Source organism: Deltaproteobacteria bacterium, assembly GCA_003696105.1.
Classification (GTDB): Bacteria; Myxococcota_A; Polyangia; order Haliangiales; family J016; genus J016.
Genome location: RFGE01000106.1, coordinates 1 through 14681, shown reverse-complemented (window position 1 = coordinate 14681; position 14681 = coordinate 1). Strand labels below are relative to the sequence as shown.

Annotated in this window: 14 protein-coding genes; 7 read left to right on the top strand and 7 right to left on the bottom strand. The window is 71.5% G+C overall.

Annotation, left to right across the window (positions count from 1 at the left end; genetic code table 11):
* A partial coding sequence (gene groL, locus D6689_07320) for a chaperonin GroEL (GenBank protein RMH42738.1) occupies positions 1–1101 on the bottom strand: 1101 nt, incomplete at its 3' end.
* A gap of 15 nt (positions 1102–1116) precedes the next feature.
* Entirely contained in the window at positions 1117–1404 is a 288-nt protein-coding gene (locus D6689_07315; protein RMH42741.1) for a co-chaperone GroES, read from the bottom strand.
* Between the two features lie 160 nt (positions 1405–1564).
* On the opposite strand from D6689_07315, the gene D6689_07310 reads away from it, so the two are divergent.
* On the top strand, positions 1565–2734 hold the full coding sequence (locus tag D6689_07310; protein ID RMH42737.1) for an aminotransferase class V-fold PLP-dependent enzyme: 1170 nt from the start codon (positions 1565–1567) through the stop codon (positions 2732–2734).
* Here the strand turns inward: D6689_07310 and D6689_07305 are convergent.
* Both D6689_07305 and D6689_07300 read right to left on the bottom strand, forming a co-directional pair.
* Positions 2728–3234: a hemerythrin domain-containing protein gene (locus D6689_07305; GenBank protein RMH42736.1), complete on the bottom strand. Its 507-nt coding sequence runs from the start codon at positions 3232–3234 to the stop codon at positions 2728–2730. The two genes, D6689_07310 and D6689_07305, sit on opposite strands and share 7 nt — an antisense overlap.
* A 102-nt stretch (positions 3235–3336) precedes the next feature.
* The gene (locus D6689_07300) at positions 3337–4086 is read right to left on the bottom strand and encodes a CBS domain-containing protein (protein ID RMH42735.1); all 750 of its coding nucleotides are present in this window, start codon (positions 4084–4086) and stop codon (positions 3337–3339) included.
* A gap of 179 nt (positions 4087–4265) precedes the next feature.
* On the opposite strand from D6689_07300, the gene D6689_07295 reads away from it, so the two are divergent.
* Positions 4266–4937 (top strand): Crp/Fnr family transcriptional regulator, encoded by a 672-nt coding sequence (locus D6689_07295; GenBank protein RMH42734.1) that lies wholly within the window; start codon positions 4266–4268, stop codon positions 4935–4937.
* Positions 4938–4987: 50 nt separating this feature from the next.
* Here the strand turns inward: D6689_07295 and hemN are convergent, their stop codons facing one another.
* Complete coding sequence (hemN, locus tag D6689_07290; protein ID RMH42733.1) at positions 4988–6640, bottom strand: oxygen-independent coproporphyrinogen III oxidase; 1653 nt, start codon at positions 6638–6640, stop codon at positions 4988–4990.
* Between hemN and mutY the strand changes: the two genes are divergently transcribed.
* From mutY to D6689_07275, 3 genes are all read left to right on the top strand, one after another.
* Positions 6251–8302 (top strand): A/G-specific adenine glycosylase, encoded by a 2052-nt coding sequence (gene mutY, locus D6689_07285; protein ID RMH42740.1) that lies wholly within the window; start codon positions 6251–6253, stop codon positions 8300–8302. The genes hemN and mutY overlap by 390 nt on opposite strands.
* A gap of 8 nt (positions 8303–8310) precedes the next feature.
* Positions 8311–8934 (top strand): hypothetical protein, encoded by a 624-nt coding sequence (locus tag D6689_07280; GenBank protein RMH42732.1) that lies wholly within the window; start codon positions 8311–8313, stop codon positions 8932–8934.
* A gap of 218 nt (positions 8935–9152) precedes the next feature.
* Positions 9153–10535: a hypothetical protein gene (locus tag D6689_07275; GenBank protein RMH42731.1), complete on the top strand. Its 1383-nt coding sequence runs from the start codon at positions 9153–9155 to the stop codon at positions 10533–10535.
* Between the two features lie 13 nt (positions 10536–10548).
* Here the strand turns inward: D6689_07275 and D6689_07270 are convergent, their stop codons facing one another.
* On the bottom strand, positions 10549–11643 hold the full coding sequence (locus tag D6689_07270; GenBank protein RMH42730.1) for an aminotransferase class I/II-fold pyridoxal phosphate-dependent enzyme: 1095 nt from the start codon (positions 11641–11643) through the stop codon (positions 10549–10551).
* On the bottom strand, positions 11640–13343 hold the full coding sequence (locus D6689_07265; GenBank protein ID RMH42729.1) for a hypothetical protein: 1704 nt from the start codon (positions 13341–13343) through the stop codon (positions 11640–11642). Before D6689_07265 ends, D6689_07270 begins: the two co-directional genes overlap by 4 nt.
* A 211-nt stretch (positions 13344–13554) precedes the next feature.
* On the opposite strand from D6689_07265, the gene D6689_07260 reads away from it, so the two are divergent.
* Both D6689_07260 and D6689_07255 read left to right on the top strand, forming a co-directional pair.
* On the top strand, positions 13555–13773 hold the full coding sequence (locus D6689_07260; protein ID RMH42739.1) for a DUF4266 domain-containing protein: 219 nt from the start codon (positions 13555–13557) through the stop codon (positions 13771–13773).
* Positions 13764–14681: DUF3570 domain-containing protein (locus tag D6689_07255; protein RMH42728.1), on the top strand; the 918-nt coding region annotated here is incomplete at its 3' end. The genes D6689_07260 and D6689_07255, both read left to right, overlap by 10 nt.

Here is a 14681-nt window from a genome sequence, read left to right as displayed (position 1 = left end):
CTCCTGCAGCTTCTCGCGGTCGTAGTCGCTCGTGGTCTCCTCGATCTGGGTGCGGATCTGCTTGACCCGCGCCTCGATGTCGGCCTTCTTGCCGGCGCCCTCGACGATCGTGGTGTCGTCCTTGGTGACGGTGATGCGCTTGGCCTGGCCGAGGTCGTTGAGGGTGACGTTCTCGAGCTTGAGGCCGAGATCCTCGGTGATGGCCTGGCCGCCGGTGAGCACCGCGATGTCGCGCAGCATCTCCTTGCGGCGGTCACCGAAGCCCGGCGCCTTGACCGCGCACACCTGCAGCGTGCCGCGCAGCTTGTTGACGACCAGCGTCGCGAGCGCCTCGCCGTCGACGTCCTCCGCGATGACCAGCAGCGGCTTGCCCTGCTTGGCGACCTGCTCGAGCACCGGCAGCAGGTCCTTCATGTTCGAGATCTTCTTTTCGTGGCACAGCACGTAGGCGTCGGTGAGGACCGCCTCCATGCGCTCGGCGTCGGTGACGAAGTACGGCGACAGGTAGCCGCGGTCGAACTGCATACCCTCGACGATGTCGAGTTCGGACTCGAGCGTCTTGGACTCCTCGACCGTGATGACGCCCTCCTTGCCGACCTTCTCCATCGCCTCGGCGATCATGTTGCCGATGGTCTCGTCGCCGTTGGCCGAAATGGTGCCGACCTGCGCGATCTCTTTGTGGTCCTTGGTCTCCTTCGACAGCTTGCCGAGCGCCTCGACCACCGCGTCGACGGCCGCGTCGATGCCCCGCTTGAGGTCCATCGGGTTGACACCCGCCGCAACGAGCTTGGCGCCCTCGTTGAAGATCGCCTGAGCGAGCACGGTCGCGGTCGTCGTCCCGTCACCGGCGACGTCGGACGTCTTCGAGGCGACCTCCTTGATCATCTGCGCGCCCATGTTCTGGAGCTTGCTCTCCAGCTCGATCTCCTTGGCGACGGTGACGCCGTCCTTGGTGACCGTCGGCGCGCCCCAGCTCTTTTCGATGACCACGTTGCGGCCGCGCGGGCCGAGCGTGACCTTTACCGCGTTCGCAAGCGTGTTGAGCCCGCGCGCGAGTTCGCCGCGGGCGTCGGTCGAAAATACGATCTCCTTGGCTGCCATGGTGTGTTCCTCCGGTTAGTCGAGTACGGCGAGAACGTCGTCCTCGCGAAGGATGAGGTGCTCTTCTCCGTCGAGTTTGACCTCGGTGCCGCCATACTTGCTGAACAGCACCCGGTCGCCCTCCTTGACCTCGAGCGGCTGGCGCTTGCCGTTTTTGTCCAGCCGACCATTGCCGACGGCGATCACCTTCGCCTGAATCGGCTTCTCCTTGGCCGTGTCCGGGATGATGATCCCGCCGGCGCTCTTTTCCTCCTCTTCGACGCGCTTGACCAGGATGCGGTCACCCAAGGGACGAATCTTCATGGTCATTCCTCTCCGGTTGGCGTTGCGGAAAACAGCAGACGCCCTATCCATAAGCACGCCGCGGATTTTGTCAACCCCTCGGGGAGAGTGCTAACAAATCGCAATTTTATCTAATAAAATCAACATATTATAAAATCACCCCGCGCAGCCCGTCCCCGCGATGGTGCATACTCGCGCCACCGTGACCGACGACCTGCTCAAGTGGCGCGACGAGTTCCCGGCCCTGGAGGGCTGCACCCACCTGATCTCCCACTCGTTGGGATGCGTCCCGCGACGGGCCGGCGAGTACCTGGCCGAGTTCCTGCGGCTGTGGGAGGAAAAGTCGATCACCGCCTGGGACGACTGGCTGCCGGAGGTCGACCGCGCGGGACGCCGCATCGGCCGGCTGCTCGGCGCGCCGGACGGCACCGTCGTGATGAACCAGAACGTGTCCACGGTCGAGGCGGTGCTCGCGTCCTGCTTCGACTACCGGCCAGGCAAGAACAAGATCGTCTACTCCGATCTCAACTTCCCGTCCGTGTCGTACGTGTGGCAGGCCGAGCGGCGGCGCGGCGCAGAGATCCACATCGTCGAGTCGGACGGCGTCGCGGTCGACACCGCGCGCATGTGCGAGGCGATCGATCAGCAGACGCTCGTGGTGCCGATCTCCCACGTGCTGTTCAAGTCGGCATACATCCAGGACGCCAAGGCGATCGCCGCGCGCGCCAACGAAGTCGGTGCGCACGTCATCCTCGACTGCTACCAGTCGCTCGGCGCGATCCCGGTCGACGTCGTCGATCTCGGCGTGTCGTTCGCCACCGGCGGTTCAGTCAAATGGCTGTGCGGCGGCCCGGGCGCCGCGTACCTGTACGTCCGCGAGGATCTGATCGGCGAGTTCGCTCCGCGCGTAACGGGCTGGTTCGGACACGAGTCACCGTTTGCCTTCACCATGCCCGACCAGCAGTACGCCGACAGCGCGTGGCGCTACATGGGCGGAACGCCGGCGGTCGCCTGCCTCTACCAGGCGCGCGCCGGACACGAGATCGTGGCCGAGATCGGCGTCGACCGCATCCGCGAAAAGTCGCTGCGCCAGACCGGCCTCGCGATCGAGCGCATCGACGAGGCGGGGTATACGCTGCGGTCGCCGCGCGAACCGGAGCGGCGCGGCAACTCGGTCGTGTTCGACTTCCCCGGCGCGGGCGACGTCGCACGCGAACTCAACCGCCGCCGGTTCTTCTGCGACTACCGGCCCGGCGCGGGCATCCGCATCGGGCCGCACTTCTACACGCGCGACGACGAGATCGAGGCGCTGTTCGCCGAAATCGAGGCGCTGCGCCGCGGCCGTCAATAGGACAGCGCGCGTTCGAGCACCGCGGGCATTTCGTCGGCGGCGGCGCGTTCGACGGTCGGGTACAGCACGCGCTCCTCGCGCAGGTTGTGATTGGCGAGCACGTCGATCAGGGTTGCGCGGCCGCGGTCGAACGCCGCCGTGTCGGCGGACTGCAGGGCGCCGCCGATCGTCGCGAGCGCGTCCTTGATCTGCCGGTGGTCCTCGCGCATGACGTCGGTCGGCCCGTGCGGCGCGACGCGCCGCTCGAACACCGGAAACAGGACCTCCTCCTCGATGGCAATGTGGCGCTCGAGGCGGCGGCGGAAGTCGTCGAAGTGCTCGGAGGCGCGCTCCCACTCGGCGTCCTCCACCATCGGCACGATGTCGGCGAACATGGCGTCGAGTTCGTCGTGGTCCCAGGTGAGATACTCGGCCACGGAGGTGAACTGGCGGCTGGTGGTCGCAGTTGGCATGGCGGCAGCGTGCGCCATCGGGGCCACCTCCGCGTTGACGCACGTCAAGTCCGATGCCCGGAAGATGCGCCGCGCACCTGCGCCTCGCGCGGATGCCGCGCGCCGCGCCGGCGCCGCTGTGCGCGGGCCGGCGACGGGCGGTCGGCCCGGTCACTCGCCGCCGGCGGCTCGCTGCGGCTGGCACGCGGCGCCGCCGGCGCAGTCCAGGCAGATTCCGACTGCCCCCTCCCCCAACCGCGCCGGCGCACACGGCGCGCTGCCGTCGCCCGGACACGCGCACGATAGCTCGCCGAGCAAGGCGGGATCGACGCCCGCGCGGACGAGATCCCCGCGCGTGACGACTCCGAGCAGGACGCCGTCGTCGACGACCGCGAGCCACCCGACGCCGCGCTCGCGCATCACGGCGGCCGCGTCCGCGAGCGTCGCGCGGACCGGCAACGACCAGGCTTGCCGCGCCATACACTCGCCGACGACGCGCCCCGCTGCGCCGCCGGCGAGCTGGCAGCGACATACGATGCCGAGCAGCTCGCCGTCGCGGAGCACGACGAGATGCTCGACGCCACGGTCGCGCGCGAGCCCGTCCGCCTCGGCGATCGGCATGTCCGGGGGCACCGCGACGAGCGCGTTGGCGAGGGTCATCAGATCGGCGACCGCGTCGTCCAGCCGCCACTGGCAGCGAATGGTGACGTTGCGACGGTTGCGATCGGGACGAAAGTTGACGAACCGCGGACAGGCGATGCACTCGACGGCATCGTGGAGGCGGCCGCCGGGCTGGCACCGCAGCCGCGTCGCCCCGAGCAACTCACGGCTGCGGCCCGGGCCGCCCACCCCGCGTCGCACCACCACGCCCCGCACTTCGCGCAATCCCTCGAGCAGCATGTCGCACCTGTCGTCAGCCATCGGACCTCTCCCCCCGGCGCCTACCGAAACGTCGTCTCCCTCATGGTGGCGCAAACTCTGCGAGGTTTTCCTGATTTCGATCAACTCATGAGCGCGCGTCACGCGAGTGATGCTCCTTACGTATCGAGCACTTGGCTCCCAGCGCGCCGTCCGGCACACGATTCGCAAAGCGTCGGCCCATGGCGCGGTCGTCGATGTCCTCGATCAACTGCGCGGTCTGCGACGTCGGCCGGGCCTCGGGCCTCGGGCAGGGGCAGTTTTGCCCGTTCGTGGACCGTCAACGCCGGCGCGGCGAGCTGCTCTACCTGCAGGGCGAGCCGGCGAGCCACGTGTGGTTCGTCAAGCGCGGCACGGTCGTGCTGTACCGCGAGGTCGGCGAGGGCGCGGCCGAGGGCAAGGCCCACGCCGTCCGGTTCGCGGGTAGCTTCATCGGCCTCGAAACGCTCGTGTCGGACCGCTATGCCGACACCGCCAAGGCGACGACCGACGTGGTGTTGTGCGGCGCGACTCGCGCGGGCATCGACGCATGGCTCGGCCCCAAGGGCACGCCGGCGCGGACGGCTCTCGAGATCACGCTTCGGTCGCACACGCGCGACGCGGCCGCCGCGGCGCGACGCGGCAGCGCCGTCCAGCGCGTGGCCGGGTGGCTGCTCGACGAGGGGCCGCGCGGCGAGGCAGGCCATCTGCCGCGCCGGCTGGTGGCGGACCTGCTGGGGATGCGGGCCGAGACGCTGTCGCGCGCGCTCGCGGAACTCACTCAGCGCGGGGCCATCACCACGACGCGGACGACGCTGCGGATCGTCGACCTCGCAGAACTCGAGCGCGCCGCCGGCCGGGACGAGGCCGCGTAACGCGCCTCCGACCACCGGCGCAGCGCGCCGCCAGCCGCCGCGCGCCGCGCCTACAACGTCGGAGAAAACCGCGGCCGATCCGCGCGCTCGCGCAGATAGCGGTCGAACGCCATGCACACGTTGCGGATGAGCTGAGTTCCCAGCGGGGTCGCTACGATGCGCCGTGCATCGCGGTCGACCTCGACCAACGGCGCCAGATCGCGACCGGCCAGCGCGTCGAGTTCAGGCGAGAAGTACCTGTCGAAGTCGATCTCGAACCGCCGCTCGACGTCCGCCATGTCCAGCTCGGCGTCGCACATCAGGCGGGTGATCACGTAGCGGCGCACCTGGTCGTCTCCGTCGAGCGCCACGCCGCGGGCGACCGGCAGTTGTCCGGCATCCACCGCGCGCCCCCACTCGTCGACGTCGACGTGGTTCTGCCAGTACGCGTCCCCGGTGTCGGTAATGGCGGACGAGCCGCAACCGAGCAGCACGTCTCCGCGCTGAACCACGTAGCCCTGGAAGTTGCGGTGCAGCCGGCCGTCGAGTGCAGCGCGCACGAGCGGATCGTCGGGGCGCGCGAAGTGGTCGAGGCCGACGCGCACGTAGCCGGCCGCGTCGAACGCCTCGAGCGCCACCGCCAGCAGGCGCGCCCGGTGATCGGGGCCCGGCACCGCCGCGGCGCGCTCCACGAGCTTCTGGTGCGGGCGCAGGTGAGGCAGGTGTGCATAGCCGAACATGGCGATGCGGTCCGGCGCCATGCGGACGACCGCATCGAGCGTGGCGCGCAAGCTGTCCTCGGTCTGCCCGGGCAAGCCGTACACGAGGTCGACGTTGGCGCTGCGAAAGCCGGCGGCGCGACCGCGCGCGATCAACTCCGCGGTCTGCTCGATCGACTGCTCGCGGTGGATGGCGCGCTGCACCAGCGGCGCGAAGTCCTGCACGCCGACGCTCATGCGCGTGAACCCGCAGTCGGCGAGCGCGTCGATCTGCTCGGCCGTCGTCTCGCGCGGGTCGAGTTCGATGCCGAGTTCGGCGTCGGCCGTCAACTCGAAAGCGCGGCACACCGCGCCGACGAGCCGGACGAGTTCGTCGGCCGGCAGGAAGTTCGGCGAACCGCCGCCGAGCGACAGCTCCGCGAGGGGGCGCCCGCGCCCGCTGCGCGTGGCGAGCGCGTCGATCTCGCGCACGAGGCGGTCGACGTAGCCGGTCGCCTTGCCGCGATCGCGGGAGATCACGACGTTGCAGCCGCAATACCAGCACAGGCTCGCGCAGTACGGCACGTGCAGGTACAGGGACGCGATGCGGTCGGGCCTGCGGGCCAGCCGCGCGAGCTGCTCGCCGGCGTCGGCCGCCGTGAACGCCGGCCGGAACTCGGTCGCCGGCGGGTAGCTCGTGTAACGGGGACCCGGCCGCACGTGGGCCACGAGTTCCTCCGGCGACGGCGCGCAAACTTTGCGGACCTCGCGACCGATTGCGCACGATGTGCGTGGGCCGGGATTGCTTTGGGGGTGCGGCACGATGTATTCACGTCCAGCAACAGTCGTGCCGACTCGCAACCCGATCGCCTTGGCCGCCGGCGTCGCGCTCATTTCGGCGGCCGCTTGTGGCGGCGGCGACACCGCCGCGGACGCGGCCGTGCCGGATGCGGCCGCGCCGGATGCGGCCGCGGACGCCGGTTCGCCCGACGCCTGGACGCCGTGCCCGGGCGCCCTGTACTTCACCGTGGATTACGTCGACTGGGACAGCACGTTCGACATGTTCAAGGGCATCGCGTTCGCCACGGTCACCCAGGTCGACGCCCCGTCGAACGTCGACGAGACATCGCCCAACGGCCGCGTAGAGCTGTGCCTGCCGCCCGGCTCCGACGCGGACTTGCTGTTCGAACATGCCGATTACCTCGACTTGTGGTTCGCGTCGGACGCCGACGTGACCGCGCGCGGACCGATCACCGTGCGCGGTCTCACGCCGGCGCGCGTGCAGACCCTGTTCGCGGAACAGCTGTCGCTCACGTACGATCCAGCGACGGCCATCGTGATCGCTCGTGCCGATCGAGACGACGCGATCGTCGACATCGGCGCCGCGCACGACGGCGCGTTTCCGCTGGCCGACGGCTACACCCTGTTTGCCAACGTCGACGCCGCGGCGCGCACGACGTCCGTATCGGTCACTGCGCCGGGCGGTGCCGCGTGCGACGGCCGCGCGACCATCCCGATCGTCGCAGGCGCGATCGCGTTCGCGCCGTACGCGTGCCCGTGAGCCGCCGCAAGCGCGCCAAGATCGCCGTGCGCCCCGGTGAGCGCGCCGAGCCCGACGTCGACCTGGCCGACATCGGTCGGCGCATCGTGGCCCACTTTCGCGCCACGTGTCGCGAGCTGCCGTGGCGGGAAACCCGGGATCCATACGCGATCTGGGTATCCGAGGTGATGCTACAACAAACGCGCGTCGCGACGGTCATCCCCTACTATCGCCGCTGGCTGGATCGGTTTCCAACTGTCGAAGCGCTCGCCGCCGCACCGATCGACGATGTCCTCGCGGCGTGGTCCGGCCTCGGCTACTACAGCCGCGCGCGAAACCTGCGCCGCGGCGCCGCCGAAGTGATGGCGCGCTACGGCGGCCGTGTTCCCGACGACCCGGACCAACTGCGCGCGCTGCCGGGGGTCGGCGCCTACACTGCCGGGGCGATCGCGTCGATCGCGTTCGGCCGGCCGGAACCGGTCGTCGACGGCAACGTGGCGCGCGTGCTCGCCCGGGTGTTCGCGATCGACGACGACATCAAGGCGGCGGCGACGCGACGGCGGCTGTGGGACCTCGCCGCGCGACTCGTTCCCGCGGATGCGCCCGGCGACTTCAACCAGGGGATCATGGAACTCGGCGCGACCGTGTGCACGCCGCGCGCGCCGCGATGCGGCGCGTGCCCGCTGTCCGGCGTGTGCCGAGCGCGCGCGGCCGGACGCGCGAGCGAGTTGCCGGTGACGCGGCCGCGACGCCGGGCGGGCGAGTTGCCGGTGATCGACGTCGTGGCCGCGTGGCTGGTGCGGCGGCGGCGCGTGCTGCTCGTTCGGCGCGCGGGCCGCGGCCTGTACGCGGGGCTGTGGGAGCTGCCGCAAGCGCCGACGCCCGACGGGATCGGCGACGCGATCGGCCTGCGCATCGCCCTGCGCGGGAGCGCCCCCGCGGCGGCGCACGAGCAACTGCTCAGCCACCGGCGGCTGCGCATCCGCGTGTGGCGCGCAGCCGCGCCGGTCGGGCGCGTGCGCCCCTCGCCGGACCGCTACGACGCATTCCGCTGGTGTCCGCCCGACGCCATCGGCGACGCGGGCGTGTCGGCCGCGACGGCTCAGATCGCGCGCGCGATGGTTGCGGCGAGCGGCGGGGCGCGGTAGCAGGAGACATGCCCCGCACACCCGATGTCAACGGCCGCGCCGCCGCGCTCCCGCTGTTCGAAAAGGCGTTCGCCACCCTGCTGGAGGGGCTGTCCGCACTCGGCTACGACACCGAAGGCGACGACAACTTCGCCGGTACGGCCGCGCGGGCGGCCCGCGGCTTCGCCGAGCTCGTCGGCGACGAGACCCGCGTGCGCACCGAGATCGCGGACATGCTCGCCAAGACGTTCCCCGCCCGCTACAAGGAGATGGTCATCTCCAAGAACAACGTGGCGTTCGGCGTGTGTCCGCACCATCTGCTGCCGGTCATCTATCGGATCTCGCTGGCGTACATCCCGACGGAGAAGGTGCTCGGCGTGTCCAAGATGTCGCGCCTCGCGCGGCTGATGGCGAGCCGGCCGGTACTGCAAGAAGACCTGACACACGACCTGTGCAGCATCATGCACGAGAATCTGCAGAGCGACGGCGCTGCGGTCTACGTCGAGGGGCTGCACCTGTGCATGGCCGCGCGCGGAGCGCGCGCACACGACTCGCGCGTCGTCACGAGCGCCGTGCGCGGCGTGTTCCTCAACATCGAGACGCGCGACGAATTCATGAAGCTCGTCACCGCTCCGCCGCCCCCACTGCTCTGACGCGACAGTCGATCGAACGGGCGAGACCTGTCGCAAACCGAGCCCGGGCCGCGGATTCGGCGTCGACCGTCGGTGTCGACGCCCGACTGCGGGGGATCGGTCGCGCGAAGCGGCGCATGCCGCCTCCGGCTGCCGCGTCGGCGCGGCGCGGTCGCCGACCCGCGCCGCTCGCGCAGTTGACGAAAGATGGCAATACATATATTGTATGGTCACTCAACGTGACCGGGGGACGCCGCATCGTCACGTTCTCGCTGGCCAAGCTGCAGCGGCTGCGCGCCAGCTTCGACGATCTGCGCGCGGGCCGACCGGCGCACCCGGGGCAGGAGCGCGCATGCGCGCGCATCGCGGCCGCGCTCGGCGCCACAGCGATCCCGCTGCTCGTCCGCGAACTCGCTTCGGCCGACGACGGGCGCGCCGCCTGGGCGGCACACTTGCTCGCTCACGTCGCCGCCGCCGGGGCGCGCGACCGCGTGATCGCCGCGCTGCGCGAACCGCCGAACGCGGCGCGCGACCGCGCGCGCGACCTGCTCGGCGAAATCCACGGCACCGCGCACGACGCCACCGAGGCGGACCGCGCACGGTCCCTGCGCCGACTGGCGGCGTGCCTCGACACGCCGGCGGAGATCGCGCGTGCCGCCGACCTCATCACGCACCAGATGCCGCCCGCCGACCTGCTCGACTTTGTCGACGAGTTTGCCGGCGACCAGCCTGCGCGCGCCGCGGCCCTCGTCGACGAGCTGTACGTTCGCGACGACATCGACGATCGCACGCGCAGCGAGCTGCGGCTGCTGCGCGCGGCGCTACCCGCGGACCACGGCGCGGCGCGGCGCAGCCCGCCGGTGCGCACGGTCGCGCGCACCGCCCGCGCTGCCGACGGACGATGCGCGGCAATCGCGACCGCCCGCAGACGCGGCACGCGTCCGCCGCGCTTCCGCTGCCTGTGGCTGCTGATCGACGCCGGCGGCGCCCTCGCGGACGCGGGCTACGCGGCCGATCTGTCGCGTCGCGACATCGACGTCGACGTGCTCGCGGCCATGCGCGCCGGCGGGCTCTCGTTCGCCCGCGCGCCGGTTCGCGAGGTGGCCGCTCAGGTCGCCGCCGCGGCCCGCCGGTGCATCGCCCGCGGCGGAACGCTGCCGCGCGACTACTATCTCGGCCGCGACCTCCTCGGGCTGTTCGACGACCACTGGACACACTGGCATCCGCCGCAGGACGACACGCCCGCGCTACTGTCCCGCGCGCTCGAGCTGATGGCCGCCGGCTCGCCCGACCGCGCGCGGCCCCTGTTGCGCCGGTATGTCGCGCGGCGGCCGGACGACGCCGACGGCCGCGCCAACCTCGGCGTGTGCCTGCTCGCGTGCGGGGAACCGGCAGCTGCGATACGGCAGCTCTCGCGCGCCGTCGCGCTCGCGCCGAACGACGCGATGCACCAGTGGAACCTCGCGGCCGCCGCGCACCGCACCGGCGACACGGCCGCGTGTCGCGACGCACTTCGCGCCTACCTCGCGAGCGCGGACGTGCGTCCGGGTGCGAGCGACCGGCGCCGCACCGCCCGCGCCCTGCTCGCGACGCTCGACCGCGACTGCGCCCGACCGCCGTAGCGCGCGGCGCCGATCACGCCGCCGGCGGCCGCAGCAGAGCCGCGAGGACCGCCATGCCGGCGTCGATGGCTGCCGGCGCCGCCGCGCAGGCCAGGCGAACGTGCGCCGGCGCACCGAACAGTGCCCCCGGCGCGACCGCGACCCCGCGCGCGAGCAACTCGTCGCAAATCCGGGTCGCGTCCGACGCGTGCAGCCGCGGGAAGCAGACGGCGGGCGCCGCGGCATGTGGCTCGACCAGCGCAACACCGTCGATCGCGGCGAGGCCCCGCGCGACCCGGGCGTAGCCGTCGCGCACGCGTGCCGCCGCCGCCGCCCGCCGCTCCACATCCGTCGCCAGCGCAAATGCGCACGCCAGCGCGAGCACCGGCGACACGTATCCCTGCACGTAGTCGCGCGCCGCGCGGCAGCGCGCGACGACATCCGGCGCGCCGACGAGCCATCCGCAGCGCAGCGCGCCGAGCCCGAACGCCTTCGTCACGCTGCGCGCGACGACCACGCGGCGCCCGGGACGATATGCCGTCGGCGGATGCGGCGACGGGTCGAATTCGAGATAGACCTCGTCGACGAACAGAAACGCGCGGGAGTGTCCCTCCACCACGTCGAGGAGCGCGTCGATCCGCGCCGCGTCGAGGTGAACCCCGGACGGGTTGTGCAGATCGGTGAGCACGACCGCCGCGGTCCGAGGTGACAGCCGCTCGCGCAGGTCGTCCGGATCGGGCGCGAAGCCGGACGACGCTGCGCGCGGCAGCGCGATCGCGTCGGCGCCGAGGGCGCGCACCAAGTCAACGAGCGGCGGGTACGTGGGCGCCTCCACGATCACCTCGTCGCCCGGTCCGACGTGGGGCGCGAGCGCGCAGAACGCCGCCTGCGTGTTGCCGGACACGAGCGCGATCGCGTCGTGCGGCGCGCGGTGACGCGCGGCGAGCAGCGCGATCAGATCGCGCTGTGGCTCGTCGCCCGACGCGCCGCAGCGCGCCAGCCGCTCGGCGTCGACGCCGAGGTCGCGCCACGCGACCGGCGGCACCGCCGTCTGCGCGAGATCGCACTCGGCGCTGGCCGGGACCGACCGCGCCCAGTCGAGCATGCCGACCGGGCCGAAGCGCGTCACGGGTTGGCTTGCGCCCCGCCCGACTTCGCGTCGCCGGAGCCGCCGGCCTGCCCGCCGGCCGTCTCGCCGCCGGTGCCGCGATCGGCCGCGCCGGCGTCACCCGCATCTGGCGGGCTGGCTTCGTCCTTGGGCGCATACCGAACCGGCACGACCAGGCGCGTGAGCCCAGGCACCGTCCGCGCCGGGAACGCCCACGGCTTGATCCGCTCGACGAGGCACGCCGCGACCGCCGCCAGCCCGTCCTTGCCGGCCGCCGGCTCGGTCGCCACGGCGCTCACCGAGCCGTCCTGTGCGACGTCGATCGTCACCTTGACCTCGCCGCGCAGCTGCGGCTCCCACTGGAGCACGCCCTCGTAGCACGCCTGCATCACCTCGCCGTGCGCCGTGATGACCACGTTCATCACGTCCTTGGCATGCTTGCCCATCGTCGAATCGCCGCGCGCCTCCGTCTGCTTGAGCGCGTCGTAGTTTCCGGTCACCTCCTGCTTGTCGGGCCGCGCGGGCTCGATGGCCAGGTACAGCTCGTACAGTACCTTCGCCGCCTTGAGGTAGCGCTCGTCGAACGACGTGGCGTACGCGTTGTGATAGACGCGCGCCATCAGCAGCGTGCGCTCGGCCAGCGCGTTGGCGAGTTCCGGCTTGCACGCCTCGCCGGCCGCCTTGCACAGCTCGAGCGACTCCCGGATCTTGTCGGCCGACGCCGCCGGCTTGCCCAGCCGCAACAGATAGTCGGCCTGGTTGAGCCGGAAGGTCACCTTGTCGGCCGGCGTCGCCCCGTCGAAGATCTGGTCGAGCACCTCCGACGCGCGCTCGTAGTAGCCGGCGTACACGTAGCCCTGGTGCAGCTCGTACGAGTGCAGCGCGACCAACACCGGCTTGTCGGGCGGCAAGATGGTGCGCACCACGCCGAGCGCCTGGTCCACCGGAGCGCCGGCCCGCGCCAGGATCAGCTTGGCGTCGCGCAGCAGCGCCGGCTTGCCGCTGCCCTCCCACGTCTCGGCCGCCTTGGCGATCGCCGCGGTCGCCGCCGGGTAGTCGCGCTGGCGGAAGCGCACCCACGCCAGTACGTACGCGGCGTGGCTCGCGACCGCGTCGGCGGTCCACCCTTCGACGGCCGCGGCCGCCCCCGGGTTGTCCCAGGCGCGCAGCCGCGCGTAGGCGATCCAGGTCCGGTACTCGGTCGCGTCGCCGCTCTCGGGGAACTTGTCCAGCACCTTCTGGAATGCGTCGGCGCCGGCCTTCTCGTCGAGTGCGAACTGGATCGCCGCAAACCGCTTGAGCGTCAGTTCCTGCGCGTTGTCGCCGTTTTGCGCGATGAGCTCGCCGAGCAGGTCGCGCGCCTCCGTGCGAAGCTGCGCCGCACCCGCGTCGTCGCCGGCCTTCTGGCGCGCCGCGGCCTGATCCACCAGCAGGTTGACGAGCGTGTGGACGTCGGACGTGTCCAGTTTGCCCTTCTTGCGCTGCCTGGCGATCGCGCCGCGCAGCTTCGCCAGCTTGGGCTTGCCCTTGACCTTGATGCGGGGCACGCCCGGCCAGCCGAGCGCCTCGGGCGTGAACCGCACGCCCTGGTAGTCCCGCGGGGCAAACTCGTGCGCGATGTCCTGAGGCAGGGGGCCCTGCGGCGCGGGCGTGTCGGGAACGGTGGTGTCGGTCTTGCTGCCACCGCCGCACGCGACGGCGACGCATGCGACCGCGGCCAACAGCGCTCGAGTGGGCTTGGCTACGTTAGGCACGTCTCTCTCCTGCGGGTTCGTTCACGGAATCGGGCGATGGGAAACGGTTCAGCCGCGCGCAGCTTACGCGCTGCCGCGTGCTTATCACGGCGACGGGGGCGCTGAGAAGGGGCCAACGCCGGCGATGCGCCGCGCCGCGCGCGCCGAAATCGCGCGAGATTGCGCTATCGTGTGGGCGATGTCTCGCCGTGTCGCGCTCGTGTTGGCGGTGGCGCTGGGTGCGGCCGCCGGCGGCTGCGCCCGCGTCAAGCCGTACCAGCGCGAGTACCTCGCGCGCCGGTCGATGGTCGCCGACCGCGACCCCGGCGAGGTGCGTTTCGAGCAGCATGCGCGCGGCGCGCGCGAGGGAGCCGACGGCGGCACCGGCGAAGCCGGCGGAGGGTGCGGATGCAACTGACGCGCGCGGCGGCCGCGGCCGTCGCAGCCGTCGCGATCGCGGCCGCCGCCCCCGCCGCGCGCGCCGACGGCGAGATCGCCATCCGCGGCGCGTACTACAAGGAAAAGGCGACGCGCGTCCAGCAGCCGATGATCGACGCCCGCCTCGACGTCGGCGACGCCGGACAACTCGACGCCCACTTCCTCGTGGACGTGATCACCTCCGCGTCGGTGGCGGCGGGCAACGACGGCCAGCCGTTTTCGGAGTACCGCTACGAGGCCGGCGGCACATACCTGCACCGCTTCGGCGACGCCCGCGTCGGCGCGGGCGTGCGCGCCAGCACCGAGCCGGACTACCGGTCGGTGTTCGTGAGCGGCCGCGGCGAGTTCGACTTCGCGGACCGCAACACCACGCTGGCGATCGCGGCGGCTGCAGGGTTCGACCGATTCGACAACGACAACACCGATTTCGACGCGCCGTTCGAGCCGCGCAAGGGGGCGATGACGACGACCCTCGGTTCGCTCACACTGTCGCAGGTGCTGTCTCCCGTCGCCGTCGCGTCACTCACCTACGACGCGGCACGGATCGGCGGCGACCAGGAAAACTTGTATCGACAAGTATCGGTGGGAGACGCACTCGAACAAGCGCCCGAAGCCGTCCCGAACGTACGCTGGCGCCACGCCATCTACGCGAGCGCGCGCGCGTTCGTCGAGCCGACCCGGTCGACGCTGATCGCGGGCTACCGCTACTACTTCGACACGTGGGAGATTCGCGCGCATACACCGGAGATTCGGCTCGTGCAAGACGTCGCGCGGGACGTGAGCGTGCGCCTCCGTTACCGCTACCACCGGCAGTCGGCCGCCTTCTTCTACCGCGACATCTACGACCGCCTCGAGCGCTATCGCACCGATGACCCCAAACTCGGCGCG